26 protein-coding genes, 1 pseudogene and 1 riboswitch are annotated in these 24583 nt (G+C 67.6%); of the genes and pseudogenes, 16 read left to right on the top strand and 11 right to left on the bottom strand.

Going from position 1 to position 24583, the window contains the following annotated elements:
• Nucleotides 1-225 (top strand): annotated as a pseudogene (locus ACWELQ_RS07130) (hypothetical protein); the annotation flags it as partial.
• A 129-nt stretch (nt 226-354) separates the two neighbouring features.
• On the opposite strand, the gene ACWELQ_RS07125 reads toward ACWELQ_RS07130, so the two are convergent.
• Nucleotides 355-1356, bottom strand: coding sequence for a 4-hydroxy-3-methylbut-2-enyl diphosphate reductase (locus ACWELQ_RS07125; protein ID WP_452396127.1), 1002 nt, complete (start codon nt 1354-1356; stop codon nt 355-357).
• A 114-nt stretch (nt 1357-1470) separates the two neighbouring features.
• On the opposite strand from ACWELQ_RS07125, the gene ACWELQ_RS07120 reads away from it, so the two are divergent.
• From ACWELQ_RS07120 to ACWELQ_RS07110, 3 genes are all read left to right on the top strand, one after another.
• Nucleotides 1471-2175 carry a lipid droplet-associated protein gene (locus tag ACWELQ_RS07120; protein WP_452396126.1) on the top strand — a complete coding sequence of 235 codons (705 nt, stop codon included), beginning with the start codon at nt 1471-1473 and terminating at the stop codon, nt 2173-2175.
• Nucleotides 2176-2448: 273 nt separating this feature from the next.
• On the top strand, nt 2449-3678 hold the full coding sequence (gene xseA / locus ACWELQ_RS07115) for an exodeoxyribonuclease VII large subunit (RefSeq protein ID WP_452396130.1): 1230 nt from the start codon (nt 2449-2451) through the stop codon (nt 3676-3678).
• Nucleotides 3675-3914: an exodeoxyribonuclease VII small subunit gene (locus ACWELQ_RS07110; protein ID WP_452396125.1), complete on the top strand. Its 240-nt coding sequence runs from the start codon at nt 3675-3677 to the stop codon at nt 3912-3914. Before xseA ends, ACWELQ_RS07110 begins: the two co-directional genes overlap by 4 nt.
• Nucleotides 3915-3929: 15 nt before the next feature.
• On the opposite strand, the gene ACWELQ_RS07105 is transcribed toward ACWELQ_RS07110, so the two are convergent.
• Complete coding sequence (locus ACWELQ_RS07105) at nt 3930-4511, bottom strand: DUF4245 domain-containing protein (protein ID WP_452396124.1); 582 nt, start codon at nt 4509-4511, stop codon at nt 3930-3932.
• A 185-nt stretch (nt 4512-4696) separates the two neighbouring features.
• Between ACWELQ_RS07105 and glpX the strand changes: the two genes are divergently transcribed.
• Complete coding sequence (gene glpX, locus ACWELQ_RS07100) at nt 4697-5728, top strand: class II fructose-bisphosphatase (protein WP_452396123.1); 1032 nt, start codon at nt 4697-4699, stop codon at nt 5726-5728.
• 131 nt (nt 5729-5859) lie between these two features.
• Nucleotides 5860-7263 carry a class II fumarate hydratase gene (locus tag ACWELQ_RS07095; RefSeq protein WP_452396122.1) on the top strand — a complete coding sequence of 468 codons (1404 nt, stop codon included), beginning with the start codon at nt 5860-5862 and terminating at the stop codon, nt 7261-7263.
• Between the two features lie 289 nt (nt 7264-7552).
• Here ACWELQ_RS07095 and ACWELQ_RS07090 read toward each other — a convergent pair whose 3' ends face one another.
• On the bottom strand, nt 7553-8752 hold the full coding sequence (locus ACWELQ_RS07090; RefSeq protein ID WP_452396121.1) for an FAD-dependent monooxygenase: 1200 nt from the start codon (nt 8750-8752) through the stop codon (nt 7553-7555).
• 106 nt (nt 8753-8858) lie between these two features.
• Between ACWELQ_RS07090 and ACWELQ_RS07085 the strand changes: the two genes are divergently transcribed.
• Nucleotides 8859-9593 carry a TetR/AcrR family transcriptional regulator gene (locus ACWELQ_RS07085; RefSeq protein ID WP_452396120.1) on the top strand — a complete coding sequence of 245 codons (735 nt, stop codon included), beginning with the start codon at nt 8859-8861 and terminating at the stop codon, nt 9591-9593.
• Nucleotides 9594-9660: 67 nt separating this feature from the next.
• Nucleotides 9661-10083, top strand: a complete 423-nt coding sequence (locus ACWELQ_RS07080) for a limonene-1,2-epoxide hydrolase family protein (RefSeq protein WP_452396119.1) — start codon at nt 9661-9663, stop codon at nt 10081-10083.
• Nucleotides 10084-10181: 98 nt separating this feature from the next.
• Here ACWELQ_RS07080 and ACWELQ_RS07075 read toward each other — a convergent pair whose 3' ends face one another.
• From ACWELQ_RS07075 to ACWELQ_RS07060, 4 genes are all read right to left on the bottom strand, one after another.
• Nucleotides 10182-11045: an acyl-ACP desaturase gene (locus ACWELQ_RS07075; protein ID WP_452396118.1), complete on the bottom strand. Its 864-nt coding sequence runs from the start codon at nt 11043-11045 to the stop codon at nt 10182-10184.
• 112 nt (nt 11046-11157) lie between these two features.
• On the bottom strand, nt 11158-11667 hold the full coding sequence (locus ACWELQ_RS07070) for an LGFP repeat-containing protein (protein WP_452396117.1): 510 nt from the start codon (nt 11665-11667) through the stop codon (nt 11158-11160).
• Nucleotides 11668-11812: 145 nt separating this feature from the next.
• Nucleotides 11813-13156, bottom strand: coding sequence for a PhoH family protein (locus ACWELQ_RS07065; protein ID WP_452396129.1), 1344 nt, complete (start codon nt 13154-13156; stop codon nt 11813-11815).
• A gap of 285 nt (nt 13157-13441) precedes the next feature.
• The gene (locus ACWELQ_RS07060; protein ID WP_452396116.1) at nt 13442-13828 is read right to left on the bottom strand and encodes a DUF488 domain-containing protein; all 387 of its coding nucleotides are present in this window, start codon (nt 13826-13828) and stop codon (nt 13442-13444) included.
• Nucleotides 13829-13850: 22 nt separating this feature from the next.
• Between ACWELQ_RS07060 and ACWELQ_RS07055 the strand changes: the two genes are divergently transcribed.
• The 4 genes from ACWELQ_RS07055 (at nt 13851) to ACWELQ_RS07040 (ending at nt 15712) form a co-directional block, all read left to right on the top strand.
• On the top strand, nt 13851-14123 hold the full coding sequence (locus ACWELQ_RS07055; protein WP_452396115.1) for a hypothetical protein: 273 nt from the start codon (nt 13851-13853) through the stop codon (nt 14121-14123).
• Between the two features lie 46 nt (nt 14124-14169).
• Nucleotides 14170-14478, top strand: coding sequence for a glutaredoxin domain-containing protein (locus ACWELQ_RS07050; RefSeq protein ID WP_452396114.1), 309 nt, complete (start codon nt 14170-14172; stop codon nt 14476-14478).
• Between the two features lie 99 nt (nt 14479-14577).
• Nucleotides 14578-15444 carry a pirin family protein gene (locus tag ACWELQ_RS07045; RefSeq protein ID WP_452396113.1) on the top strand — a complete coding sequence of 289 codons (867 nt, stop codon included), beginning with the start codon at nt 14578-14580 and terminating at the stop codon, nt 15442-15444.
• A 118-nt stretch (nt 15445-15562) separates the two neighbouring features.
• Entirely contained in the window at nt 15563-15712 is a 150-nt protein-coding gene (locus tag ACWELQ_RS07040) for a hypothetical protein (protein WP_452396112.1), read from the top strand.
• Nucleotides 15713-15785: 73 nt separating this feature from the next.
• Here ACWELQ_RS07040 and glyA read toward each other — a convergent pair whose 3' ends face one another.
• Complete coding sequence (gene glyA, locus ACWELQ_RS07035) at nt 15786-17081, bottom strand: serine hydroxymethyltransferase (RefSeq protein WP_452396128.1); 1296 nt, start codon at nt 17079-17081, stop codon at nt 15786-15788.
• 102 nt (nt 17082-17183) lie between these two features.
• A riboswitch (ZMP/ZTP riboswitch) is annotated at nt 17184-17267 on the bottom strand.
• A 25-nt stretch (nt 17268-17292) separates the two neighbouring features.
• Nucleotides 17293-18489, bottom strand: coding sequence for a DUF885 domain-containing protein (locus ACWELQ_RS07030; protein ID WP_452396111.1), 1197 nt, complete (start codon nt 18487-18489; stop codon nt 17293-17295).
• Between the two features lie 258 nt (nt 18490-18747).
• Here ACWELQ_RS07030 and coaA point away from each other — a divergent pair, with 258 nt between their 5' ends.
• Entirely contained in the window at nt 18748-19680 is a 933-nt protein-coding gene (gene coaA / locus ACWELQ_RS07025; RefSeq protein WP_452396110.1) for a type I pantothenate kinase, read from the top strand.
• Here the strand turns inward: coaA and ACWELQ_RS07020 are convergent.
• Nucleotides 19677-20282 (bottom strand): hypothetical protein, encoded by a 606-nt coding sequence (locus ACWELQ_RS07020; protein WP_452396109.1) that lies wholly within the window; start codon nt 20280-20282, stop codon nt 19677-19679. The genes coaA and ACWELQ_RS07020 overlap by 4 nt on opposite strands.
• Nucleotides 20283-20433: 151 nt before the next feature.
• Nucleotides 20434-21213, bottom strand: a complete 780-nt coding sequence (locus tag ACWELQ_RS07015; protein WP_452396108.1) for an isoprenyl transferase — start codon at nt 21211-21213, stop codon at nt 20434-20436.
• A 188-nt stretch (nt 21214-21401) separates the two neighbouring features.
• Between ACWELQ_RS07015 and trhA the strand changes: the two genes are divergently transcribed.
• The 3 genes from trhA to ACWELQ_RS07000 all read left to right on the top strand — a co-directional run bounded on the left by trhA (nt 21402) and on the right by ACWELQ_RS07000 (nt 24431).
• Nucleotides 21402-22112, top strand: a complete 711-nt coding sequence (gene trhA, locus ACWELQ_RS07010; protein WP_452396107.1) for a PAQR family membrane homeostasis protein TrhA — start codon at nt 21402-21404, stop codon at nt 22110-22112.
• Between the two features lie 60 nt (nt 22113-22172).
• Nucleotides 22173-23744, top strand: a complete 1572-nt coding sequence (locus tag ACWELQ_RS07005) for an adenylate/guanylate cyclase domain-containing protein (protein WP_452396106.1) — start codon at nt 22173-22175, stop codon at nt 23742-23744.
• Nucleotides 23745-23960: 216 nt separating this feature from the next.
• Nucleotides 23961-24431, top strand: coding sequence for a hypothetical protein (locus ACWELQ_RS07000; protein ID WP_452396105.1), 471 nt, complete (start codon nt 23961-23963; stop codon nt 24429-24431).
• Nucleotides 24432-24583 lie beyond the last annotated feature (152 nt).

The following is a 24583-nucleotide window of genomic DNA, read 5'->3' as shown; positions in this document are numbered from 1 at the left end:
CCCGCACCGGAGCAGACTCCGGCCGAGGGTGGCCGCCGCCGTCGCGCGCAGAGCCCCGAGCAGGCCGCGGGCCGCGGTACCGAACGCCACGCCGCCGCCCCGGAACGCAGCCCGGCCCCGGGTGAGGGTGGCCGACGCCGTCGTGCCCAGCCGGGCGACCTGCCGCCGCACCCGCGCCCGAATGTGCGCTATCGCGAACGCGATTCCGGCCGCATCGAACGCTGAGCAACTCGCGCCGTAGATTTCCGGCAATCCGGAAGTTCGGCACGAAATAACTTCAGACCGACAGCAATTCGCGCCCTCCACAACGAATGTGGAGGGCGCGAATGTTTTTCGTCGCCGATGTCCCGGACGTTATGCCCGCGCGGTACGCAGTTCTCGCGGCAGGGAGAAGACCAGGGTCTCATTGGCGGTGGTGACCGGCACCACCGAACCGAAACCGTGTTCGGCCAACAGGTCCAGCACGCCCTCCACCAGAATCTCCGGTACCGACGCGCCCGAGGTGACGCCGATGGTGCGGACACCCTCGAACCAGGCGGTGTCGACCTCACGCGCGTAATCGACCAGATAGGCGGCCCGCGCCCCGGCGGTCAGCGCGACCTCGACCAGCCGGACCGAGTTCGACGAGTTGCGCGAGCCGACCACGATCACCAGATCGCATTCGGGCGCCATCGCCTTGACCGCGGTCTGCCGGTTGGAGGTCGCGTAGCAGATGTCGTCGCTCGGCGGATCCTGCAGCTTGGGGAAGCGCTGCCGCAGCCGGTTGACCGTCTCCATGGTCTCGTCCACCGACAAGGTGGTCTGCGACAGCCAGATCACCTTGTTCTCGTCGCGCACGGTGACCTGATCGACGGCGTCCGGACCGTCCACCAGCTGCACGTGCTCGGGCGCCTCGCCCGCGGTGCCCTCCACCTCCTCGTGGCCCTCGTGGCCGATGAGCAGGATGTCGAAATCGTCGCGCGCGAACCGCTTGGCCTCCTGGTGCACCTTGGTCACCAGCGGGCAGGTGGCGTCGATGGTGTGCAGGTTCCGCTCGGCGGCCGATTCGTGCACGGCCGGGGACACGCCGTGCGCCGAGAACACCACGAGCGCGCCGTGCGGCACCTCGTCGGTCTCGTCGACGAAGATCACACCGCGCTCGCGCAGCGTCTCCACCACGTGCCGGTTGTGCACGATCTCCTTGCGGACATAGATGGGGGCGCCGTGCTTTTCGAGCGCCTTCTCCACCGTTTCTACGGCCCGGTCCACACCGGCGCAGTAGCCGCGCGGCTCCGCGAGCAGTACTCGCTTGGGAGCGTCGGCATCACCCGCCGCCGACCGGACGATTCCGACGTTCAAAGGGATTGCCGAGGACATGCCCCACAGAATACGTGTGCGCCCCGAAGCCCATTCGCGCGGAGGCTAGGGTCACAATCACTTTTTGTGGGTTCTCGCCTTTGCATCACACGGCGTTTCGGGCAGGCTAGGGGCATGTTCCGACCTCCGTTCCTGGCCCGGGTCGCCGCCGGGGCTGCCGTCTATGCCCTCGAGGAAACTCGTCGGCTACCGACCAACGCAATCAATTTCCCGATCACCGCGATCAGCCAGATGCTGCAGACGACCATGCACCTCCAGCAGTTCGTGACCAGCCTCGCTCTCAAGGGCGACGCCGTTTTCGACCGTTTGATCAACCAGCCGGAAGAGCAGCCGGCGTGGGCCACGTTCGATGAGGACGAGGACGACGAGCAAACGCCGAGCTTCGCTTCCGAATCGGTACGGCAGAGCCGTTTCGACCTCTTTACGGAGCCGGAACCGGCCACCGAGGAGGCCGCGGCGCCGGTCGCAGCGGCCGCCGCCGAACCCGTTGCGGCCGAAGCCGAGCCGGTGCCCGCCGAACCTGAACCGGTTGTCGCCGAGTCGGCCGCGCAGGAGGCCGCCGAACCGGAGACCGCCGAAACCCCGGCCCCCACAACGGCTTCCACCAACGGCCACAACGGCCACGTGGTGACCGAGCCGGAAGTGGCGGCCCGCTTCGACTACGCCAACCTCTCCATCGCCCAGCTGCGCGCGCGTCTGCGTCAGCTCAGCGTGGACGACCTGGCCGCCCTCCTCGCCTACGAGCAGGAGACCACCGACCGCGCCCCCTTCGTCACCATGCTGACGAACCGGATCGCGACGGTGAACAACTCTCGTTGACTCTCAGGGGCTTTGCCCCTGAAACCCCTCGAGATTGCGGGGCTCCACCCCGGACCCGATCATGCCGCCGCGGCGGTGCTCGACCAGTGCCGGTCGGCTGAGCTTCGGCTCGGGCGGCCGGCGCGTTTCGTCTCACCGGATTCGCGGGAAGTGGGCACCGCGCGAATCCGGTGTCGGGGCGTTGTGTGAGTGCAGTCGGTGGGCACTGACAGAATCGGTGTGGTGACCACCGATACGCCCGCGAAGCCGCCGAGCTCCACCGCCGAGAATCCGATGCCGGTGCGGACCATCGCGGTGAAGGTGGCGCAGTGGATCGACCGGCTGGGCGCGGTGTGGGTGGAGGGTCAGATCACCCAGATGAATGTGCGCCCCGGGACCCGCACCGCGTTTCTGGTGCTGCGGGATACGGCCGCGGACATGTCGCTGTCGGTGACGTGTGATCCGGAGTTGCTGCGTAGCTCGGCGGTGCCGTTGCAGGAGGGCAGCCGGGTCGTCGTCTACGGCAAGCTGTCGTTCTTCACCGGCCGCGGCACGGTGTCGTTGCGGGTCACCGAGATTCGCCCGGTGGGCATCGGCGAGCTGCTGGCCCGCATCGAGCGGTTGAAGGCGCTGCTGTCCGCGGAGGGCCTGTTCGATCCGCGGCTCAAGCGTCCGATCCCGTTCCTGCCCAATCGCATCGGCCTGATCACCGGCCGCGCCAGCGCCGCCGAGCACGACGTGGTGACGGTGGCGACCCAGCGCTGGCCCGCGGTGCGCTTCGAGATCCGCAATACCGCCGTGCAGGGCCCGACCGCGGTGCCGCAGATCCTGGAGGCCATCGCCGCCCTGGACGCGAATCCGGAGGTGGATGTGATCGTGCTGGCGCGTGGCGGCGGCAGTGTCGAGGATCTGCTGCCGTTCTCCGATGAGACCCTGTGCCGCGCGATCGTTTCCGCCACCACCCCGATCGTCAGCGCCATCGGCCACGAACCGGACAATCCGATCTCGGACTATGTCGCCGACCTGCGCGCCGCCACCCCCACCGATGCCGCCAAGCGCATCGTCCCCGACGCGGCCGCCGAAACCGCGCTGCTGCAGGAGTTTCGGGCCCGGGCCGCGGCGGCCCTGCGCGGCTGGGTGGATCGCGAGTCCCGCGCCCTGACCCAAATGCGTTCCCGGCCCGTGCTGGCCGATCCGCTGCGCCTGCTGGATCAGCGGCACGACGAGGTCGAGCGCCTGCGCGCGAACGGGCAGCGGGCCATCGACCACCTACTCAACGGTGAATCCACCACCACCCGGCACCTGCGCGAGAAACTGTCCGCGGTCGGCCCGGCCGCCACCCTGGCCCGCGGTTACGCGGTGGTGCAGCGGGTCAACGGCAAGGACCGCGAGGTGGTCCGCGCCATCGAGGATTCGCCGCCCGGCACCCAGCTCCGCATCCGCGTGGCCGACGGCGCGATCTCCGCCGCCGCGCTCGGCGCGCAGTCCCTTGTCCCCCGTCCGTCCCGAAAGGACTCCGAATGACCGACGACCGCGCCCTGACCGACGACCGCGCCGAGATCGCCACCTTCGGCTACGAGCGCGCCCGTGACGAGCTCGTCAATGTCGTGAAGATGCTGGAGCAGGGCGGCATGGATCTCGACGATTCCCTCGCGCTCTGGGAGCGCGGCGAGGCGTTGGCCACCCGCTGCGAGCAGCATCTGGCCGGTGCCCGCAAACGCGTCGAAGACGCGCTGGCGCACCGGACTCCGCAGGAGTGACGCGGGAGTGACCGCCTAGGTGTGCGGCAGCGGCTGGGCCCGCACCACCGCGGCGGCGAGGGTGTCGAAGGCATTGCCGTTGCCCGCGCCCTTGATCAGGACTCGGACGTCGCCGAAGTCGGCGATCCACGCGGGTTCGGAGCCCTGTTCGGCGTAGACGTTCCACATGTGGTCGCCGTGCTGCTGGGTGCCGGTCGACTTCGGGGTGGGGGCGTACTTGGTGGCGAGCGCGTCGACGCTCGCGTTGGACTGACTCAGCTGCATGTAGGTGCCCTGCGGCGTGATGTAGCCGACGGTGCTGACGTCACCGCCCCCGGTTCCGGTGATGGTGAAGTGGCTGCCGGAGTTGGGCGTCCACTTGTCGTCGCCGTCGTCGGGCAGTACCGGTAGCCGGATCGGGAAGGGCATCAGCCGCGCGTCGTCGGTGAGCGCCGCCTTCGCGTCGAAGTTCGGGATCTGCCCCTGCTTGGGGCCGCCCGTGGAGAACGAGCACTGACTGGCGATGCCCGCGATGACCAGGCAGATCAGCACCAGCGGAGCCAGGGACCAGATCAGATCCTTGTAATCGTGCTGAGTGCGCGGCTTTTGGTACGACACGCCCCCAGTATCCACGGCACCCGAGTGCGACCCTGCTCACAGGGCCGGTCGCGCAATCGTTTCCGTACGGCAGCATCCGTAAAGAGCCATGACCGGCCCGGAAGTGAAACGTCAGTACTTGCCGAGAGCCGAAATCGGCAATGCGACAATTTACCCAGCTTTAGACAACCAAGGAGGCTCTCGTCATGACCGCATCCAGCCGCCGTGAGGCACCGGACCGCAACCTAGCGATGGAATTGGTCCGTGTCACCGAGGCCGGGGCCATGGCCGCGGGCCGTTGGGTCGGCCGGGGTGACAAGGAGGGCGGCGACGGCGCGGCCGTCGATGCCATGCGGCAGTTGGTGGCGACCGTCTCGATGCGCGGCATCGTGGTGATCGGTGAGGGCGAGAAGGACGAAGCGCCCATGCTCTACAACGGTGAGCTGGTCGGCGACGGCACCGGCGCGGAACTGGATTTCGCGGTCGACCCGATCGACGGCACCACCCTGATGGCCAAGGGCTCTCCCGGCGCGATCTCGGTCCTCGCGGTCGCCGAGCGCGGCGCGATGTTCGATCCCTCGGCCGTGTTCTACATGGAGAAGATCGCCGTCGGCCCCGACGCCGCCGATGTGATCGACCTATCGGCCCCGATCGCGGAGAACCTACGCCGGGTCGCGAAGGCCAAGAACTCCTCGGTCTCAGACCTCACCGTCTGCATCCTGGACCGTCCCCGCCACGCCGACTACATGAAGCAGGTCCGCGAGGCCGGCGCCCGCATCCGCCTCATCTCCGACGGTGACGTCGCGGGCGCGATCGCCTGTGCCCGTCCGGAATCGGGCGTGGACATGCTGATCGGCATCGGCGGCACCCCCGAGGGCATCATCGCCGCGGCCGCCATGCGCTGCCTGGGCGGCGCGCTGCAGGGCAAGCTGGCCCCGAAGGACGAGGCCGAGAAGCAGAAGGCCATCGACGCGGGCCACGACCTGGATCGCATCCTCGGCACCAATGATCTGGTCTCCGGCGACGACGTCTTCTTCAGCGCGACCGGTGTCACCGACGGCGATCTGCTCAAGGGCGTGCGCTACTACGGTGGCGGCGCGTACACCCAGTCCATCGTGATGCGCGCCAAGTCCGGCACCGTCCGCATGGTCGACGCCTACCACCGCCTGACCAAGCTGCGCGAATACGCGTCGGTGGACTTCCTGGGCGACGAGCACGCCACTCCGCCGCTGCCCTGACCTGCGAAATAGCTTGCCGCCCCGGTGGATCCGTGCCGCCGGGGCGGTTTTTCGTATTCCCTCCGCGAGTGTGCGGATTGCCTCAGGCGTGGCACCCCCACGGGGTCCGGGACGGGCATAGGGTCGATTTCATGACCGATGAGACGCAGTACCGGATCGAGCACGACACGATGGGCGAAGTCCGCGTTCCCGTCGACGCGTTGTGGCGGGCTCAGACTCAGCGGGCGGTGGAGAACTTCCCGATCAGCGGACGCGGCCTGGAGCGCGCGCAGATTCGCGCGCTCGGCCTGCTGAAGGCGGCGGCGGCCGCGGTGAACCGGGATCTGGGGCTGCTGGACAAGGCGAAGGCGGACGCCATCATCGCCGCCGCGACCGAGATCGCCGACGGCCGCCATGACGACCAGTTCCCTATCGACGTCTTCCAGACCGGTTCCGGCACCAGCTCCAACATGAACGCCAACGAGGTGATCGCGAGCATCGCGGCCCGCGACGGCGTCACCGTGCACCCCAACGACGACGTGAACATGTCGCAGTCGTCCAACGACACTTTCCCCACCGCAACCCATCTCGCCGCCTCGGAGGCCGTGATCCGGGATCTGATCCCGGCGCTGGACCATCTGCGGCTGGCCCTGCTGGACAAGTCGCAGGAGTGGAAGTACACGGTCAAGTCCGGCCGCACCCACCTGATGGACGCGGTTCCGGTGACGCTGGGCCAGGAGTTCGGCGGCTACACCCGGCAGGTGAGCGCGGGCATCGAGCGGCTGCTGGCGACGCTGCCGCGGGTGGGCGAGCTGGCCATCGGCGGGACCGCGGTCGGCACCGGTCTCAACGCGCCCGCCGGTTTCGGCGCGAAAGTCGTTGCGGAGCTGGTGAAGTCGACCGGGGTGGATCATCTGTCGGAGGCTCGGGACCATTTCGAGGCGCAGGCGGCCCGCGACGGGCTGGTGGAGCTGTCGGGTGCGTTGCGCACGGTGGCCATCTCACTCACCAAGATCGCCAACGACATTCGCTGGATGGGTTCCGGCCCGCTCACCGGATTGGGCGAACTCCAACTGCCCGATTTGCAGCCGGGCTCCTCGATCATGCCGGGCAAGGTGAATCCCGTTCTCCCGGAGGCGGTTACTCAGGTGGCCGCTCAGGTCATCGGAAATGACGCGGCCATTGCCTGGGGCGGCGGTAACGGCGCTTTCGAATTGAATGTCTATATCCCCGTGATGGCCCGGAATGTCCTGGAGTCGATTCGACTGCTGGCCAATGTTTCCCGATTGTTCGCTGATAAGTGCGTTTCGGGGCTCGTGGCGAATGTCGAGCACCTGCGGCAGCTGGCCGAATCCTCCCCCTCGATCGTGACTCCGCTCAATTCCGCGATCGGTTATGAAGAGGCGGCGGCGGTGGCCAAGCAGGCGCTGAAGGAGAAGAAAACAATCCGCCAGACGGTCATCGATCGGGGCCTGATCAGCGACAAGCTCCCCGTCGAGGAGCTGGACCGCCGTCTTGACGTGCTCTCGATGGCGAAAGTCGACGACTCGAAGTAGTAATTCGAGAACCGAGCCCGGTCAGCAACCTATTTTCTTTTTCTGAAACAGACTGTGAAACGGATCACTCATAGCTTGCGATTAGCTGAGTGTCCGCAACCGCGGATGATCCAGGAAAGGATAGAACCATGTTGCTAGCACTCGCGGGCTTCCTCGCCGCCCTTGGTCTCGCCGGCGCAGGCGCGACGATCTTTACGATCCTCGGAATTCTCTGAACTCCATACGCATGGATATGGCGGCCCTGGCCGCCATATCCATGTGGGTTGTTCGATCACCCGACCTCACGAAATCACCGCGCCTCACGAGATGACGCGCTCACCTGCCCCGGGTAATCGATGAGCTCGATGTCGTTCTTGGCGTTCTCACCGAACTTCACCATCAGCTTGAAGCCGCGGGAGCGCACGAACCAGTTGCGGAAGCGCAGGCCACGCGCGGTGCGCGGGGCGATGAACCGGCCCGGGGCCGCCTCCTCGGCCTTGCGCAGCAGGCGCTTCATGATCTCCTCGTAGCGCGCGAACGCCACGGTGTAGTCCCCGTCGGCCGCGGCCAGTTCCCCGGCCAGCACGTAGGCCCCGACGATCGCCGAACCGGTGCCGAAGCCGTTGAGCGTGTGCCCGTGCGCGGCGTCGCCGATCAGGGCCACCCGGCCGTTGCTGAAGTTCTTCATCTTCACCTTGGCGATGGCATCCAGGTAGAAGTCGTCCAGGTGCGGCAGCTCGGCGAGCATTTGCGGCACCTCCCAGCCCATTCCGGCGAAGCGCTCGGCGACGATGCCGCGCTGCTGATCGAAGTCGTCGCGGGAGTAGTCGAGTTCGGGCGAGGCGAACAGGTACATCTGCTGGGCCTTGTTGCCGCCGTTCATGGCGAAGCGCCCGGGGGTGTTGCAGCCGAGGGCGCGGGCACGGTCGCGATCGCCCTCCGGCATGCCCTTCCAGACCGAGGCCCCGGCGATGGCGTAGTAGTAGCCGTCGTGGGTGACGTAGTCGGCTTCTGGCCCGAAGGCGAGCTTGCGCACCCGGGAGTGGATGCCGTCGCAGCCGAAGACCAGGTCGAAGACCCGGGTGGGCGCGTGCTGGAAGTCGACGACCACCCCGTCGGCGGTCTCGCGCAGTCCGGTGACGGTGTCGCCGAAGAGGTATTCGCATTCGTCGGCGGTCCGGCTGTAGAGGACCTCGGCCAGGTCGCCGCGCAGGATCTCGATGTCACCGCCGAGGAATTCGCCCGCCATGACGGCCTGTTCGGTGCCGCTCTCGTCGACCAGCACCCAGTCGGTCTTGCCGGTCTGGCGGCGCTTGATGTCGTCGAGCACGCCCATCCGCTCGAGCACGGTCATGTGGGTCTCGCCGGTGAAGTCCACGGCCTGGCCGCCGCTGCGCAGGGCGGGGGACTTCTCGACCACGGTCACCTGGAAGCCGTAGCGGTTCAGCCAGTAGGCGAGGGCGGGACCGGCGACGCTGGCTCCGGAGATGAGGACGGTGGTGTTGCGCATTTCGGTGGCTCCTTCGATAACTGCGTCCGTCGGACGCTGTTGATGTTTAAGAGCGTATGGTGGACGCAGTTTCTTGTCAACCCCGTGATCCGGAAAGATGGCGACCATGGCTGCACCGACCACCCTCGAACTGCTCTGGGGCACCCCCGACCGCCCCCGACGTGGCCCGAAACCCTCCCTCACGCTGGAGCGCATCGTCGCCGACGCCATCGAGATCGCCGACTCGGAAGGGCTGGCCAATCTGTCCATGGCGCGACTGGCCGAACGGGTGGGTTGCGCGAAGATGGCGCTGTATCGCTACGTCCCGGGGCGGACCGAGCTCACCGCGCTCATGATCGACACCGCGCTCGGCGGGCCCCCGGAAATCACTGCCGACCAGGCGAATTCGCCGCAGCCGTGGCGCGCGTACCTGCGGCCGTGGGCGGAGACCTTCTACGAGCGGGTGGTCGGCCACCCGTGGGCGGGCGAGCTGACCGCGGGCATCCGGCCCATGGGTCCCAATGAATTGGCCTGGTTGGACACGGCTTTGAGCGTGCTGGGCGACACCGGGCTGAGCTACTCCGAGCAGTTCGACTCGGTGGCGCTGCTGTTGGGCCACGCCCGCTCGGTCGCCCAGCAGACCGCGGCCACCACGGGCGACGATCCGGCCGAGGAGCAGCTCGCACGCGAACTCGGCACGGTGCTGTCGGCCCAGGCCGAACGCTTCCCGCATGCCATCGCGGCGCTCGCGGCGGCCATGGGCGCCACGCCCGATCCCGAGGCGGAGAATGCCCTCACCTTCGGCCTCGACCGCATCCTCGACGGCCTGGCGGCGCTCATCGAATCGCGACGCGAGGGCTGACCGAGACGCGACGCGAGTTCACCCGAGACCCCTGTGCCGCGGCCCACTTTCGGCTTACGCTCGGCAGATGTCAGAGCTACCCGAGTTGAAGCAGGATCCGGTCACCACCGTGCGCGAATTCTTCGCGGCGATGGAGATGAAGATCGTGGGCGAGGCCCTGGAGCTGGTCGACCCGAACATCGTCTGGAAGAACACCTCGCTTCCCGACATCAAGGGCGTGGATCGGGTGCGCTGGGTGCTCAACGCCCTCAACAGCCCCCGCTACGGCTTCCGCGCCGACATGCACCACATCGCGGCCACCGAGGACGGCACCGTCCTCACCGAACGCACCGACTACCTGCGCATGGGCCCGATCGAGATCTCCTTCTGGGTCTGCGGCACCTTCGCCTTCCGCGACGGCCGAATCGTCCTGTGGCACGACCACTTCAGCTGGGAGAACTTCCTGCGCGGCACCGTCGTCGGCCTCATCCGCTCGGTCCTCCCCCGCTGAAAGCGCGACGCCCGCCGCGTAATCGCGGCGGGCGTCGGCATCGAACCACGCAAGAGGGGCCCGATCGGGGCTCAGTAGCGCGGGATTTGGGTCAGGGGTCACGCGCTCGGGCGGAGGTGGGCGAGTTCGGCGCGGGCCTTCTCGCCTTCCTCGCCGAAGTCGGTGCGGGTGAAGATCTTCCACTGGTCGAGCAGCGGGGTGAAGACGAGCGCGGGCTCGTCGGCGCGGTTGTAGATGCCTGCCTCGGCGAGGACGTCGTCGCTGTTGCGGCCGTTGGCGAGTTCGACGGTGGGGACGTGGAAGTCGGCGATGCGGTCGGCGATGGCGCGCACGGTCTGGTCGGGGGCCAGGTCGAGGGCGGCGGTGACCAGGTTGGCGAAGAAGACGGCCTGGAGTTCGTCGTCGGCGGCCAGGCGGTCGGCGATGGTGGCGACGATGACATTGTCGGCCTGCCGCGCGGTGTTGCGGTGGCGGACCGCGGCGGCGGCCTCCTCGAAGGCGACGGCGGCGAGCACGTCGAGCAGGTGCATGCCGGGGCGGCGGAAGCCGGTGGTCATGTGCGCCATGCGCATCCGCTCCAGCGCGATCGGATCGACGGCGCGGGTCACCATGAGGTAGTTGCGGATGAGGATCTCGTGCCGGTTCTCCTCCGCGGTCCAGCGGCCGACCCAGCGCCACCACGGGCCGCGGTTGAGGTACTTGCCGAGTTCGCGGTGATACGCGGGCAGATTGTCGGCGATCAGCACGCCCACGGTGAGCGCCGTCTTGGCGACCTCGCTCAGTTCGGATTGCGAAGGCTCCCAATCGGTTCCGCCGAGGAAGGCGAAGTTGCGGCCATCGGCCCACGGCACGTAGTCATGGGGCTGCCACTCCGCGGCGACGGCGATGTGGCGCTCGAGGTTGTCCTCCACCTCTTGCGCGAGCGCTACCAGCAGGTCCCGATCCGACAAAGCATTCTGCACCGGAACAACCTAGCGGTATTCGGGCAAATGTGGGGATCTTCGCAACTATTCACATCCGCTATGAAGAACCGGGGTTCGGGGCGCGATGAGGGAGCGCCCCGAACCCGGGCCGCTACTTCTCGGTGACCGTGGTCTTGTTGTCGACCCAGGTGATGGAGCCGCCGCTGAAGTCGCTCTGCTTGCCGCCCGCGATGTCGTATTCGTCGCTGGTGGGGTAGCCGAGTTTGCCGCTGGCGCCGCCGTTGTCCTCCCACGCCTTGCGGATCTCGCCCCACACCACGTGGGTGCCGTGCGCGGAGCTGGCGTAGACGGCGCCGCCGTCGAACTCCTGGACCCAGCCGCCGTCGGGCGCTTCCTTGGCCGCGCCGGTGGGCATGCCGAGCGGGCTGGTGGCGCCGCCCATCTGGTTGTACTTGTCGAGAATTGCTCCGCTGAGCGTGATTTCGCCGTTCGGAGTGGAGATCTTGGTTTCTGCGGTAGTCGTTGCCGCGGCCGCCGTGGTGGTGGTCGTGGCGGACGCCGAGTTGCTGTCCTTGTTCTTGTCGCAACCCGCGCCGAGCGCGGTCACGACCGCGAGTGCCGCGATGATGCCAGCCGTGCGTCGAGCGAAGTGGTGGTGCATTTCCATCCTCCCGAAAAGTGCGGCCGAGCTGGAAAATTCCACCGAAAATTACCCCGCCGCCGGGGATCCGAAACACACGCTGAAAGATCGCCCGGCCGGAGGGCGAGTCGCTCTCCGGCCGGGCGGCTCATTCATTCAGGGGCCGTCAGGAGTTGGGCCCGAACTCCTCCAGCATCTCGGTCACCAGCGCCGCGATCGGCGAGCGCTCACTGCGGGTGAGGGTGACGTGCGCGAACAACGGGTGGCCCTTGAGCTTTTCGATCACGGCGGCCACGCCGTCGTGCCGTCCGACCCGCAGGTTGTCGCGCTGGGCGACGTCGTGGGTGAGCACCACCCGCGAGCCGCTGCCCAAACGGCTCAGCACCGTGAGCAGCACATTGCGTTCCAGGGACTGCGCCTCGTCCACGATCACGAAGGAGTCGTGCAGCGAGCGTCCGCGAATGTGGGTGAGCGGCAGCACTTCCAGCATGCCGCGCGCCTGCACCTCCTCCATCACCTCGGGGCTGGCCAGCCCCTCGAGGGTGTCGAAGACGGCCTGCGCCCACGGTCCCATCTTGTCGGCTTCGGAGCCCGGCAGATAGCCGAGCTCCTGTCCACCCACCGCGTACAGCGGACGGAACACCACCACCTTCCGATGCGTGCGCCGTTCCAGCACGGCCTCGAGTCCGGCGGTCAGCGCGAGCGCCGATTTGCCGGTACCGGCCCGGCCGCCGAGCGAGATGATGCCGATGCTCTCGTCCAGCAGCAGATCCAGTGCGATGCGCTGTTCGGCCGAGCGGCCGTGCAGCCCGAAGGCTTCGCGGTCGCCGCGCACCAGCTGCACCCGCTTGTCCGGAGTCACCCTCGCCAGTGCGCTGCCGCGCGGGGAGAGCATGCGAATTCCGGTGTGGCAGGGCATATCCCGCGCCTCGTCCAGGTCGATGACGGAGTCGGCGTAGAGCTTGTCGACGATGGCCGGGGCCACCTCGAGCTCCACCATGCCGGTCCACCCGGAGGTGACCACGTCCTGCGCGTGGTATTCGTCGGCTTGCAGGCCGACCGCGCTCGCTTTGACGCGCAGCGGGATGTCCTTGGACACCAGCACCACGGTCTGGCCCTCGGCGGCCAGGTTGAGCGCGCAGGCCAGAATGCGGGAATCGTTACTGTCCGTGCGGAATCCGACGGGCAGTACGGTGGGGTCGGTGTGGTTCAACTCCACTTGGAGTGTCCCGCCCTGGGTGCCGACCGACACCCGCTGATCGAGCCGACCGTGCGCCAATCGCATGTCGTCGAGCATGCGCAGCGCCTCGCGAGCGAACCAGCCGAGTTCGTGGTGGTGACGTTTGGCCTCGAGTTCACTGATCACCACGAGCGGCAGCACCACGTGATGCTCGCCGAAGCGGGTCAGTGCCCAAGGGTCGGAAAGCAGTACCGACGTATCCACAACGAAGGTTTTCGGTCCGGAATCGGACGACTGCGAGGCGCGAACTCCCTGCGTTTTGGTCGGCAGACCCTGGTGAGAGTCCGCGTCCCGGGCGGGAGCGTTGACGGAGCGTGCATCAGTCACGGTGGGCTCCTTTGCCACTCGCGCGACACCGCGCGAGCGTTCTCGCTGGGCCGGTCAGCCTTGGGGTCGTACGACCCGAGGGCCGGGTGCCGGCCCCCTCGCACTGAGTTGCTCAGTCACGATCAGGACCTCCCGTACGAGCCACACCTACGCGGCCCGCACCCCCGACGCTACCGCCGAAATCGAGATCCGGCTCCCCGACTGTCGGGCACATTGGTGAAGATCGCGTTAACGCCTGTCCGCTCTGCGTGTTTCGCGCAATTCAGCGAGCAGTACCGGGAGGTGGCTGCGCTCGGGTTCCTTTGTTGCCGTGACCAGCGTCAACGGGCCCTCGGCGGCCTCTTGGCGCAAGCGCGCCAACCCCGCTCGATGCTCGTCGTCGGCGAGTTCGATTCGATACCTCCGTTCGAACTCGGCACGGCGTGTCAGAGGATCGGCATGAAACCATTTGCGGAGCTCCGTAGTGGGGGTCACATCCTTGGCCCACTCGTCTATCTCCGCCGCCTGTTTGCTGAGGCCGCGCGGCCAGAGTCGATCGACCAGCACGCGCCGGCCGTCATCGGCGTCGGGGGCGTCGTACACGCGCTTGACCCGGTAGTTCGGTTGCGCTGTCATGCCCTCCATTAGAGTCGACGTCATGGCCGAAACTCAGGATCTGGACAGCCTTCCCACCAAGGAACTGCACGACCGCGCCGTGAAGCTCGCGGCCCGGCGCGGCGATATCAAGTTCCTGTGGGAGCTGCTGAAGTCCATTCCGGCCGCCGAGGCCGCCGCCGGGGATCTCGGCGAGAGCGAGGCCGACATCAAGTACGTGCTGCCCATCCTCGACGACTACGCCCACGCCGGCGAAGGCAAGATCGGCGAGGTGCTGCGCCCGATGTACGTCGACTATCTGGCCAAGCACGCCTGATTCGGTTATCCGGCAGCGGGTTTCGCGCCGGACGTACACTCCCGATATGACCGCCGACGCCGCCCCGGAACTAGTCGTCTATCGCCGCCCCGGGTGCCCGTACTGCTCACGGATGCGCAATACGCTCAACCGCCACGGCATCGTGCACCGGGAAGTGAACATCTGGGAGGACCCGGATGCGGCGGCGTTCGTGCGCTCGGTCGCCGACGGGAACGAGACGGTGCCGACCGTGGTGTTACGGGACGGCTCCAGCCAACGGAACTGGGTGAATCCGGATCCGAAGCAGCTGATCGCGACCGTGCGCGCCGACGCTCCGGCGCTCACCGGTGGCCGGAAACGGTTCTTCGCGTTCTGACCGGGGGTTCCCACACTCTGGGAATACCCCCACCCCCTACTCAGTTGGTTGATGCGTCACCGAAATCCGGAGCCCCTCCGGCCGCTGAGAGGAGTGAGCATGACCACAGCCGTCGCACGCAAGGTCGATCGCGTCCGCACCAAGGCCATGGGCGGGCCGACCGATCAGGTCGACAAGAACGCGCTGATCATCGCCCCCGACGACGTCACCCGCACCGACCCGTTCCTGCTCATGGCCGAAGACTGGTTCTCCACCCCCGGTTTCGAATGGCATCCGCACCGCGGCCTGGAAACGGTCACTGTCGTCCTCGACGGCATGCTCGAACACGGCGACAGCCTCGGCCACGCGGGCTCCCTCGAACCCGGCGACGTCCAATGGATGACCGCCGGACGCGGCATCATCCACCGAGAACTGGCCTACCACAACGAATTCGCCCACACCCTGCAGCTGTGGCTGAATCTCCCCAACGGCCAGCGCATGACCGAAACCCACTACCAGGACCTGCGACTGGCCGATCAAGCGCGCATCGAAGCGCCCGGCGTTCTGGTCCGCGTGGTCTCCGGCAGCCAATCCGGCATCACCGGACCGGCCGAAAACCAGTGGCCGATAACAGGTCTGCTCGTAACCCTGGAGCCCGGCAGCCGCTATACCCCGATCCTGTCTCCGGAGGACCGCGCCTTCGTCTACGCCGTCCAGGGCGACGCCACCGTCGGCGGCACCCCGCTCGTAGACGGCCAGATCGCCTGGTCCGACCCGATGGACGGCACCGACCCCACCGGCCTAGAACTCATCGCCACCAACCCGGACCACCCAACCACCCTGATGCTGTTCTCCGGCAAGCCGATCGGCGAGCGAATCGTCTTCGGCGGCCCCTTCGTCATGGGCACCCGCGACGACATCGAGCAGGCATTCCTGGACTTCCGCCGAGGCAAGTTCGGCCCCATCCCCCGCCTGGCCAGGCTCTAGCGCCTTCGCAGGGTTCGCAGCCGGGGTCCGCCGCTTTCCCTGCGACACCGCCGGTCACGGCGGGACACTGACAGTCTCATCCGCGCTCGAAGACTCGAAGACACGGAGGAATCGCATCATGGCCGACAAGGATCCGCCCGCCGGCGAGACCGCATCGATCAAGGACGCCGAGGCCACGGCCAAGGCGGCTGAAGCGACCGAGGACGATGACGCGCCCCAGGGCTACAGCCAGCAGTATCACTACAACTCGTACGGCCACGACCCGTAGATCGAGGGCCGCCGCCACAGACGAGAGCCCGCCCCGATCGTGAGATCGGGGCGGGCTCTTGGTCTTTCGGCGATCAGCCGAGCAGGCGCCAGTCCTCGAGGCCCTCGTAGAGGGGGAAGTCCTGGGCCAGTTTGGCGACGCGCTGGCGCAGGGAGTCGAGGTCGGCGGAGCCGGTGAGGGCGGCGGCGATGATCTCGGCTACCTCGGTGAATTCGGCGTCGCCGAAGCCTCGGGTGGCCAGAGCCGGGGTGCCGATGCGGAGGCCGGAGGTGACCATCGGCGGGCGGGGGTCGAACGGAACGGCGTTGCGGTTCACGGTGATTCCGATTTCGTGCAGGAGGTCCTCGCCCTGCTGGCCGTCGAGCTGCGAGTTGCGCAGGTCGACCAGGACCAGGTGCACGTCGGTGCCGCCGGTGAGGACGGTGATGCCCTTCGCCTTGGCGTCGTCCTGGGTCAGGCGCTCGGCGAGGATCTTCGCGCCGGAGATGGTGCGCGCCTGGCGTTCCGCGAACTCGGGGGTCCCGGCGATCTTGAAGGCCACGGCCTTGGCGGCGATGGCGTGCATGAGCGGGCCGCCCTGCTGGCCCGGGAACACCGCGGAGTTCAGCTTCTTGGCGAACTCCTCCTTGGCCAGGATCAGGCCGGAGCGCGGGCCGCCGAGGGTCTTGTGCACGGTGGAGGACACCACGTGCGCGTGCGGGACGGGCGACGGATGCAGGCCCGCGGCAACGAGTCCCGCGAAGTGCGCCATGTCGACCCACAGGTACGCGCCGACCTCGTCGGCGATCTCACGGAAGGCCGCGAAGTCCAGCTGCCGCGGGTAGGCGGACCAACCGGCGACGATCACCTTCGGCTGGGTCTCCTTGGCCAGGCGACGCACCTCGTCCATGTCGACGCGGTGGTCTTCCTTGGAGACGCCGTAGGCGTGCACCTCGTACAGCTTGCCGGAGAAGTTCAGGCGCATGCCGTGGGTGAGGTGGCCGCCGTGCGCGAGGTCGAGGCCGAGCAGCTTCTCGCCCGGGGTCATCAGCGCGTGCAGCACCGCGGCATTGGCCTGCGCGCCCGAATGCGGCTGGACGTTGGCGTATTCCGCGCCGAACAGTTCGGTGACGCGGGCGCGGGCCAGATCCTCGACGATGTCGACGTTCTCGCAGCCGCCGTAGTAGCGGCGGCCCGGGTAGCCCTCGGCGTACTTGTTGGTGAGCACGCTGCCCTGCGCCTGCAGCACCGCGCGCGGCACGAAGTTCTCCGAGGCGATCATCTCGAGGGTGTCGCGCTGGCGAGCGAGCTCCCCTCCCATCGCGGCGGCGACCTCGGGGTCGAGTTCGGCGAGGGACTGGCTGTTGACAGAGGCGCTCGTCTGGGTCACGCCGCCGAGTGTATTGGCCGCTGCCGCCGCGCCGATCGAGGGGTTGGTTGTGTCGCTCATGGCACACCTCCGCTTTCGGGTACCCCGAATGATGTCGGGATCGCCAGGCACCCAGGCGCGCGGTGCCGGACTTCGTGCTTCCCGGTGGTTGATTCCACCTCGAATGCGCCAGTCGCGGTCCGGCCATCCTATCCCGGGACGCGAGCGCGTTTCACATGCGTCGGATCGCGCCCGGGGTGAGGGGTTCGTCGAGCAGACGACGGAACCGGTCGGAGCGATCCTCGGCATCCGCCGCGCGATCCAGCCAGCCGCCCAGCAGTCGGTAGCCCTCCACATACGTGGAGATGTAGGCCCGCCAGAGCGGGGAGGACAGGAAGCGCAGCGACTGCCGGGCACGCTCGGGCGTGATCAGGCTCCAGCGCTGCATGAACTCCGCCACCTCATCGGCTTCACGATGGCGGTCGTGCAGCAGTAGCGCCGCATCCTGGCGCACGCTCAGCAGATTCGCGGACGCGGTCGAAATCCGTTCGGCGCGTTCACCGTCGAAACGCAGCCCCAGATCGGCGTAGATCTCCTGCGCCCAACGACCCCAGCCCGGCCCGACGATCGACTTCAAGGCCAGGTCCGCGAGACCCTCGGCCATCAGGCACTGCGGGGTGTTGACCACGAACAGCGTCTGCTCATCCTGGCCCGCGCCCACCAATCCGGCTTCCTTGCGGCAGTGTTCGGTGTGATGCCCCGGGTACGACTCGTGCGCGATCAGGTGCGGCAACTGCGACATGTGCTGCTTGAGGTCGGAGTTGATGGCGACCCGGGACTGGTAGTTGCCCAGGTAGTAGTTGAAGCCCGACCACGGCTTGTCGCCTACCACTTCGTATTCCACATGCTCGTTGTCCGGCAGCGGATACCGCTCGCGCACGAGTTCGCGCAGCGCGCCGGAGAAGGCGGCCACGCATTCCTGCAGCCGCTCGGGCGGGATCTCGTCCTGGCGGCGGTGCGCGGTGATGCGGTCGAGCAGGACGCCCTCGCCGGGCAGCACCTCGTCGAGCTGCCGGTGCGCCTCGCGGTAGTCCTCGACATCGCCGGGCGCGATGTCCACGTCGAAGTAGGCGGCCACCTCGTCGATGAAGCCGATGTCCTCGCCCGCGAATTTGCGTCCGGAGCATTCGAGGGCGCGCAGGTGCGCGTCCAGGAATTCGGTGCGCTCGGCGGACAGTCCCGCGTCGGGAAGTTCCTTGCGCAGCGCGGCGGCTCGATGCGCGAGATCGCGCGGTTCGGGCGCGGGCGCGTTCTCCACCTCGCGCCGCAGCGCCGGATCACCGGTGAAGGCGTCGACGAACCCTTCCTCGAGCCGGTCGAAGGCCAGTCCCAGCCGCAGGTAATCGGTGACGAGTGGATGCGCTGCCATGCCTCGACCCTATGCGATCGACTGCCCGTCGGCGGCCCGGATCAGCCTGTCGCGCAGGCTCACCGGACGCGCCCGGCTACTGTGGTGTGGCCCATCCCACTCCGGTTACCGGCGAGTAGCAACACCTGGTGTTCACCCCGATGTTGAGGCCGAGCACAATTCGGCTATGCGTGGAGTGTTGGCCGGATCGCCGGGCACGGCGACGATGCGGCTTTCCGAGAGCTGTTGTCGTGGCGCGCGAATGTGGGGACACCGGTAATGGCACGGATGAGCGAGCCCAGCCCCTACGTGGAATTCGACCGCAAGCAGTGGCGCACCCTGCGCAAGTCGACTCCCCTGGTGCTCACCGAAGAGGAACTGATCGGCCTGCGCGGCCTCGGCGAGCAGATCGACCTCGAGGAGGTCGCCGAGGTCTACCTCCCGCTGGCACGTCTCATCCACCTCCAGGTCGCGGCGCGGCAGCGGTTGTTCGCCGCCACCGCCACCTTCCTCGGCGAGACCCACCCCGACCGTCAGGTGCCGTTCGTGATCGGCGTGGCCGGATCGGTGGCCGTCGGCAAGTCCACCACCGCGCGTGTGCTGCAGGCGCTGCTGGCGCGCTGGGACCACCATCCGCGCGTGGACCTGGTCACCACCGACGGATTCCTGTACCCGACAGCCGAACTCACCCGCCGCGGCATCATGCATCGCAAGGGCTTCCCCGAGTCCTACGACCGCCGCAAGCTGCTGCGCTTCGTCACCGAGGTGAAATCCGGTGCGCACGAGGTCTGCGCGCCCGTCTACTCGCATCTGCAGTACGACATCATTCCCGGCGAATACCACTGCGTGCGCCAGCCCGACATCCTCATCGTCGAGGGCCTCAATGTGCTGCAGACCGGTCCTCGACTGATGGTGTCGGACCTGTTCGACTTCTCCGTCTACGTCGACGCCCGCATCGAGGACATCGAGAACTGGTACGTGCAGCGGTTCCTGTCGCTGCAGCAGACCGCCTTCCAGAACCCGGATTCGCACTTCCACCACTACGCGAACTTCAACGAGCAGGAAGCCGTCAACCAGGCCAAGGAGATCTGGCACAACATCAACCGGCCGAACCTGGTGGAGAACATCCTGCCGACCCGGCCGCGCGCGACGCTGGTGCTGCGCAAGGACTCCGACCACACCATCAACCGGCTTCGACTGCGCAAGCTCTAGAGCCGCCAGGCGGCATCGAGTCTGGCCGCGACATCGATATCGGTGGCGGCCTGGATATTCGGCTTGCGGATCTCGGTGGCGATATAGCGGGCCACGAACCGGCGGATCTCATGATCGACGCTGGCCAGGATGCGTAGTAGTTCTCCGCGCCGGGTCGCGCTGGCGACATTGATGCGCACATTGCTGGGCTGCGGCTCGGCGATCTCGATGAGCACGCGCAGCGGTTCGGCGGTACGCACGGTCAAATGCAGATGAATGGTGCCGTCCACCCGGAACGGGTAACGGTCCACCGACAGATCGATGAGCAGATCGACCTTGAGCGGGATCACCAGATCGAACGAAATGGTGTCGTCCACTTCGCGATTGAGCCGCGGCTGCCCCAATCGCACGGTGGCGGAGAGTTTCGCGAGCTTGCCCGGCCCCGCCCCGATCGGCCCGAACTCGAACGCCTCCCCGGTCAGCTTCTCGAACGCCCCGGCAATGCGATCGGCGGAAGCGGCATACTCCAGAAAACGACGGCCGAACTCCTCGTAGCTGAGGTACGGCACCGCCACGACCTGGGTTTCCGCGGGGCCACCCTGCCCCTCGTACAGCTCGCTCATACGATCCGACGGTACGCGAGCAAGGACTTGGCGAACCCGGAAGCGGTTGCACTGCAACGGAACTGTTCACCGAACGTTGCGGGACCACCCGCATCATTCTCGCTTCGTATGCCCGCGACCCCGTCGCAGGCATACGAGATCACAGAGGTGTCTATACCCCGAAGCGGCGGTGTCGGGCCGCGTAATCCCGCAGGGCGCGCAGGAAATCCACGCGCCGGAACTCCGGCCAGTACGCCTCGGTGAACCAGATCTCCGAATACGCGCTCTGCCACAACAGGAATCCCGACAGCCGCTGCTCGCCGGAGGTGCGGATGACGAGGTCCGGGTCGGGCTGGCCGGAGGTGTAGAGGTGCTGGCCGATGGCGTCCACGGTGATGGACTGCACCAGGTCCTCGCCGGTCTCCCCGGCGTCCATCTCCTGGCGGACCAGCGAGCGCACCGCGTCGGCGATCTCCTGGCGGCCGCCGTAACCGATGGCGACGTTCACGTGCACGCCGGTGCGGCCCTCGGTGCTCTTGGCCGCCTCGCTCAGCCGCCGGGCCATCTCGGCGGGCAACTGGTCGAGCGCGCCCACGATGCGGACGCTCCAATCCTGTTCCGGCGCAGACAGTTCGTCGACGACGTCGGTGATGACCTCGAAAAGGGTGGTCAGCTCGTCGGAGTCGCGGCGCAGGTTCTCGGTCGAGAGCAGATACAGCGTCACCATCTCGATGCCGGAGTCGCCACACCAGCCGACCAGCTCGGCGATCTTCAGCGCACCGACCCGATGACCGTGGCTGATATCGCTGAACCCGTTCTCCCGCGCCCACCGCCGGTTGCCGTCGCACATCACGGCGACATGCCTGGGGTGTTGTTTGTCCGCCAGCTGCTTGGCCAGCCGCGCTTCGTATATCCGATATGGGAGTCCACGCACCTGACTCGCAACCTTCACGGCCGCAACCCTACGCCCTGACCGCCGCCCCGCGTTTTTTGCCGTCGAAAGAGCCGTCGCAACTTTCACACCGGGCGGACGGTATGGCTTTGTTGCCGCATGCCCACCTGGATCGGGCAGTGACCGGGCACACTGGACGGGCCCGCCGGGATTAACCTACGGTACCGTAGGTTACCGAGGAGGAACTTATGTCCGATGCTGTGCCGACCTCCGCCCCGGTGGCGGACGTCCTCGAGTCCGTCCGGGAAGAGCTGGCGCTGATCAAGCCCCGGATGCGCGGGTGGATTCACGCGTGGGCGGTCGGCGTGGCCGCGATCGCGGTGATCGTGCTGGTGTCGGTGGCATCGACGGTGTCGGCGACGGCCACGTGGTCGACGCTGGTCTACGGGATCACCGTGTGCGGGGTGTTCGGGGTCAGTGCGACCTATCACCGGGTGAACTGGAAGACCGCGCGCGCCCGCATGTGGATGAAGCGCGCTGATCACAGCATGATTTTTCTCTTCATAGCCGGTAGCTACACACCGTTCGCGTTGCTCGGCGTGCGCGGAAATGCCGGGACCGTTCTGCTTTCCGTGGTCTGGGCCGGAGCACTGGGCGGGGTCGCGTTGAAGATGCTGTGGCCCACCGCGCCTCGCTGGGTCGGGGTGCCGTTGTATCTACTGCTGGGCTGGGCCATCGTCCCGGTGGCCGGGACGCTGATCGGCAATGTCGGCTGGACGCCGGTGCTGCTGTTGCTCGCGGGCGGCATCGCCTACAGCGTGGGCGGGGTGCTGTACGCCTCGCGCTGGCCGGACCCGTGGCCGGAGGTGTTCGGGCATCACGAGTTCTTCCATGCCGCAACGGTGGTCGCGGCGCTGTGCCACTACATCGCGATCTGGCTCGTGGTCCTCGGAAGTTGATCGCCGAGTAATTAGCCACAAACGTGCATTCCAGGCCCAAAGGTCTCTAGAGTCTGCGACGTGACCAGCAGACTCATCCTGTGGGCGCTGCGGGCGCGAGGTGGGCTGTCGGCCGTGGTCATGGCGTGCAATCTCGGCGGCCTCGCGGTGATCTCCATCGAGCTGTGGCTGTCGGGCTTCCTGAGCCGGCTCGGCGGCGAATGGATGTCGACATTCGTCCAGGTCTCGATCTATCCGACCATCGGCGCGCTGGTCGGCATCGGGCTGGCGATCCGGGACCGGCAGCACTACTTCAGCTGGCTCGATCAGCGCCGCCCACCCAGCGAGGCGGAGGCCCGGCGACTGCTGCACCTGCCGCTGTCGATCACGCTTCGCGCGCTGGCCATTTGGCTGCCCGGCGTGGTGGTGGCCGCGGCGATCTTCGCGCACGCCACCGAGCAGCGCAGCTTTCCGGTGGTGCTGTCCATGTTCACCCTCGGTGGACTGGAATCGGCGGCGCTCACCTTCCTGATCGTGGATCGCCTGATCCGGCCGACGATTCCGGTGGTCGCCGAGGTACTGGAGGGATCCGCGCACTGGAGCAACACGGTGCTGGCGCGGGTGCTGGTCACCTTCGCGGTGACGGGCGCGGTGCCGCTGTTCATGCTGATCACCGTGCTGGCCGACCCGACCTCGGTCGCGACCGACCGCATTCGCACCGCCATCTACCTGGCCCTGGTCGGGCTGTCGGCGGGCTCGGTGGCCACCGCCGCCCTGGCACGCGCGGTGGCCAGCCCCATGCACACCCTGCGCGACGCGCTGGACCGGATCGCCAAGGGCGACCTCGAGGTGCGGGTGCCCATCGGCAGCACCAGCGAGATCGGGCGGCTCGAGCATTCGGTCAACGAACTGGCCGCCAATCTCAGTGAGCGCGAACGCATGCGGACCGTGTTCGGGCGGCATGTGGGCACGGAGGTGGCCGAGCGGGCACTGTCCGGCACCACCAGCCTGACCGGCGATATGCGGGTCGTGACAGCGCTTTTCGTGGATGTCACCGGTTCGGTCGCGATGGCCACCGAACTCGCGCCGCACGACTTCGTAGCCAAGCTGAACCGGCTGCTCGCCACCGTGGTGGCCGCGACCGAGGACAATCACGGCCTGGTCAACAAGTTCGAAGGCGATGCGGCACTGTGCATTTTCGGCGCGCCCATCGCTCTGGACGACAACGCCACCCCCGCCCTGCGCGCCGCCCGCCGCATCCGCGACGAGGTGGCCGCGCTGGCCGAACTCGAGGTCGGCATCGGCATCGCGCGCGGGCTGGTCTTCGCCGGTGATGTCGGCACCGACACCCGCCTGGAGTTCACCGTGATCGGCGATGCCGTGAACGAGGCCGCCCGCCTCACCACCGAGGCCAAACAGGTCCCGCGCCGCATTCTCGCCAGTCAGGCCGTCATCGACGCCGCCTGCGACGCCGAGCGCACGAAGTGGACCCACCACGACACTCTCCAGCTCCGCGGCCGGAAAGAGCCGACGCCCAGCTGGACCGACGTCCCGTCCCCACCCCGCCGCAACGGCAGTGTCCCGCAGGCCGCCCAGCCGCAGGCCGCACCCCCACCCCGGGAACCCGCGGCCGACCAGGCCGCCGATCGCTAATCATCAAGCCACTCGAAACCGCTCGCCCCCAGGGCCGAGACCAGCCGAAACTCCGACAGCGCACATGAACTGAACACGCCCCGGACTGTAGAACCGCCCCCTGCTCCCCAGCAACGCAATAACCCGGGCACCGAGCGGGTGTGGTACCTAAGGACTGGGTGTCAGTGGTACCTGCGGGGGATTCGGGGTGGGGGCGTGGGGGCAGACAGTGGGGGTATGACTGAAATCGGGGCGTTCGAGCGGGCTTCCGCGGCGGTGTGGGAGCGGCCGGAGCGGGCGATTCTGGCGTATCGGGCCGTGGTCGCGGCACTGGTCGCAGGGGTGGCGGAGACGATGGGGCGGGCGGCGATCGCACTCGATTCACCCGATGCGCACCTGACCGGGCTGGGCATCGGGCTGCTGATCCGGGCCGCGATCTACCTGACGGTCTTCGCCCTGGCGGCCCGCATGCTGACCGGAAGCCTTTGGGCGCGAGGGATTCTCGTGGTCGGCTTGGGCACGGTCGGCCTGGCGTCGCTGGTGCTGGAACCCTTCGGCGCAATCCTGTCGGCGCACCAGTTCTCCGACGTCTTCACCGGCTGGACCCCGAATGGCGTACTACTCGGCATCTTCCGAGCCACCCACATCATCGCCGTCCTAGTCTTCCTCCCCGCCGCCATCACAGCAGGCACCCACACCCGGCACTAACCACCGAGTGGCACATCCTGGAGGCGAATTCGGACGAATCCCCTCCAGGATGTGCCGCTCGACGATGCGGGCTAGGCGGAGGCGGGCGGGAGGAGGGCGGTGCGGACCTCGTCGGGGGTGGAGACGGGGAGGTCGCAGACCGAGCCTCGGCC

Source organism: Nocardia sp. NPDC004722 (assembly GCF_053601505.1).
Note: the sequence above shows the minus strand (reverse complement) of the source record. Positions and strands in the feature narration are given on the sequence as shown.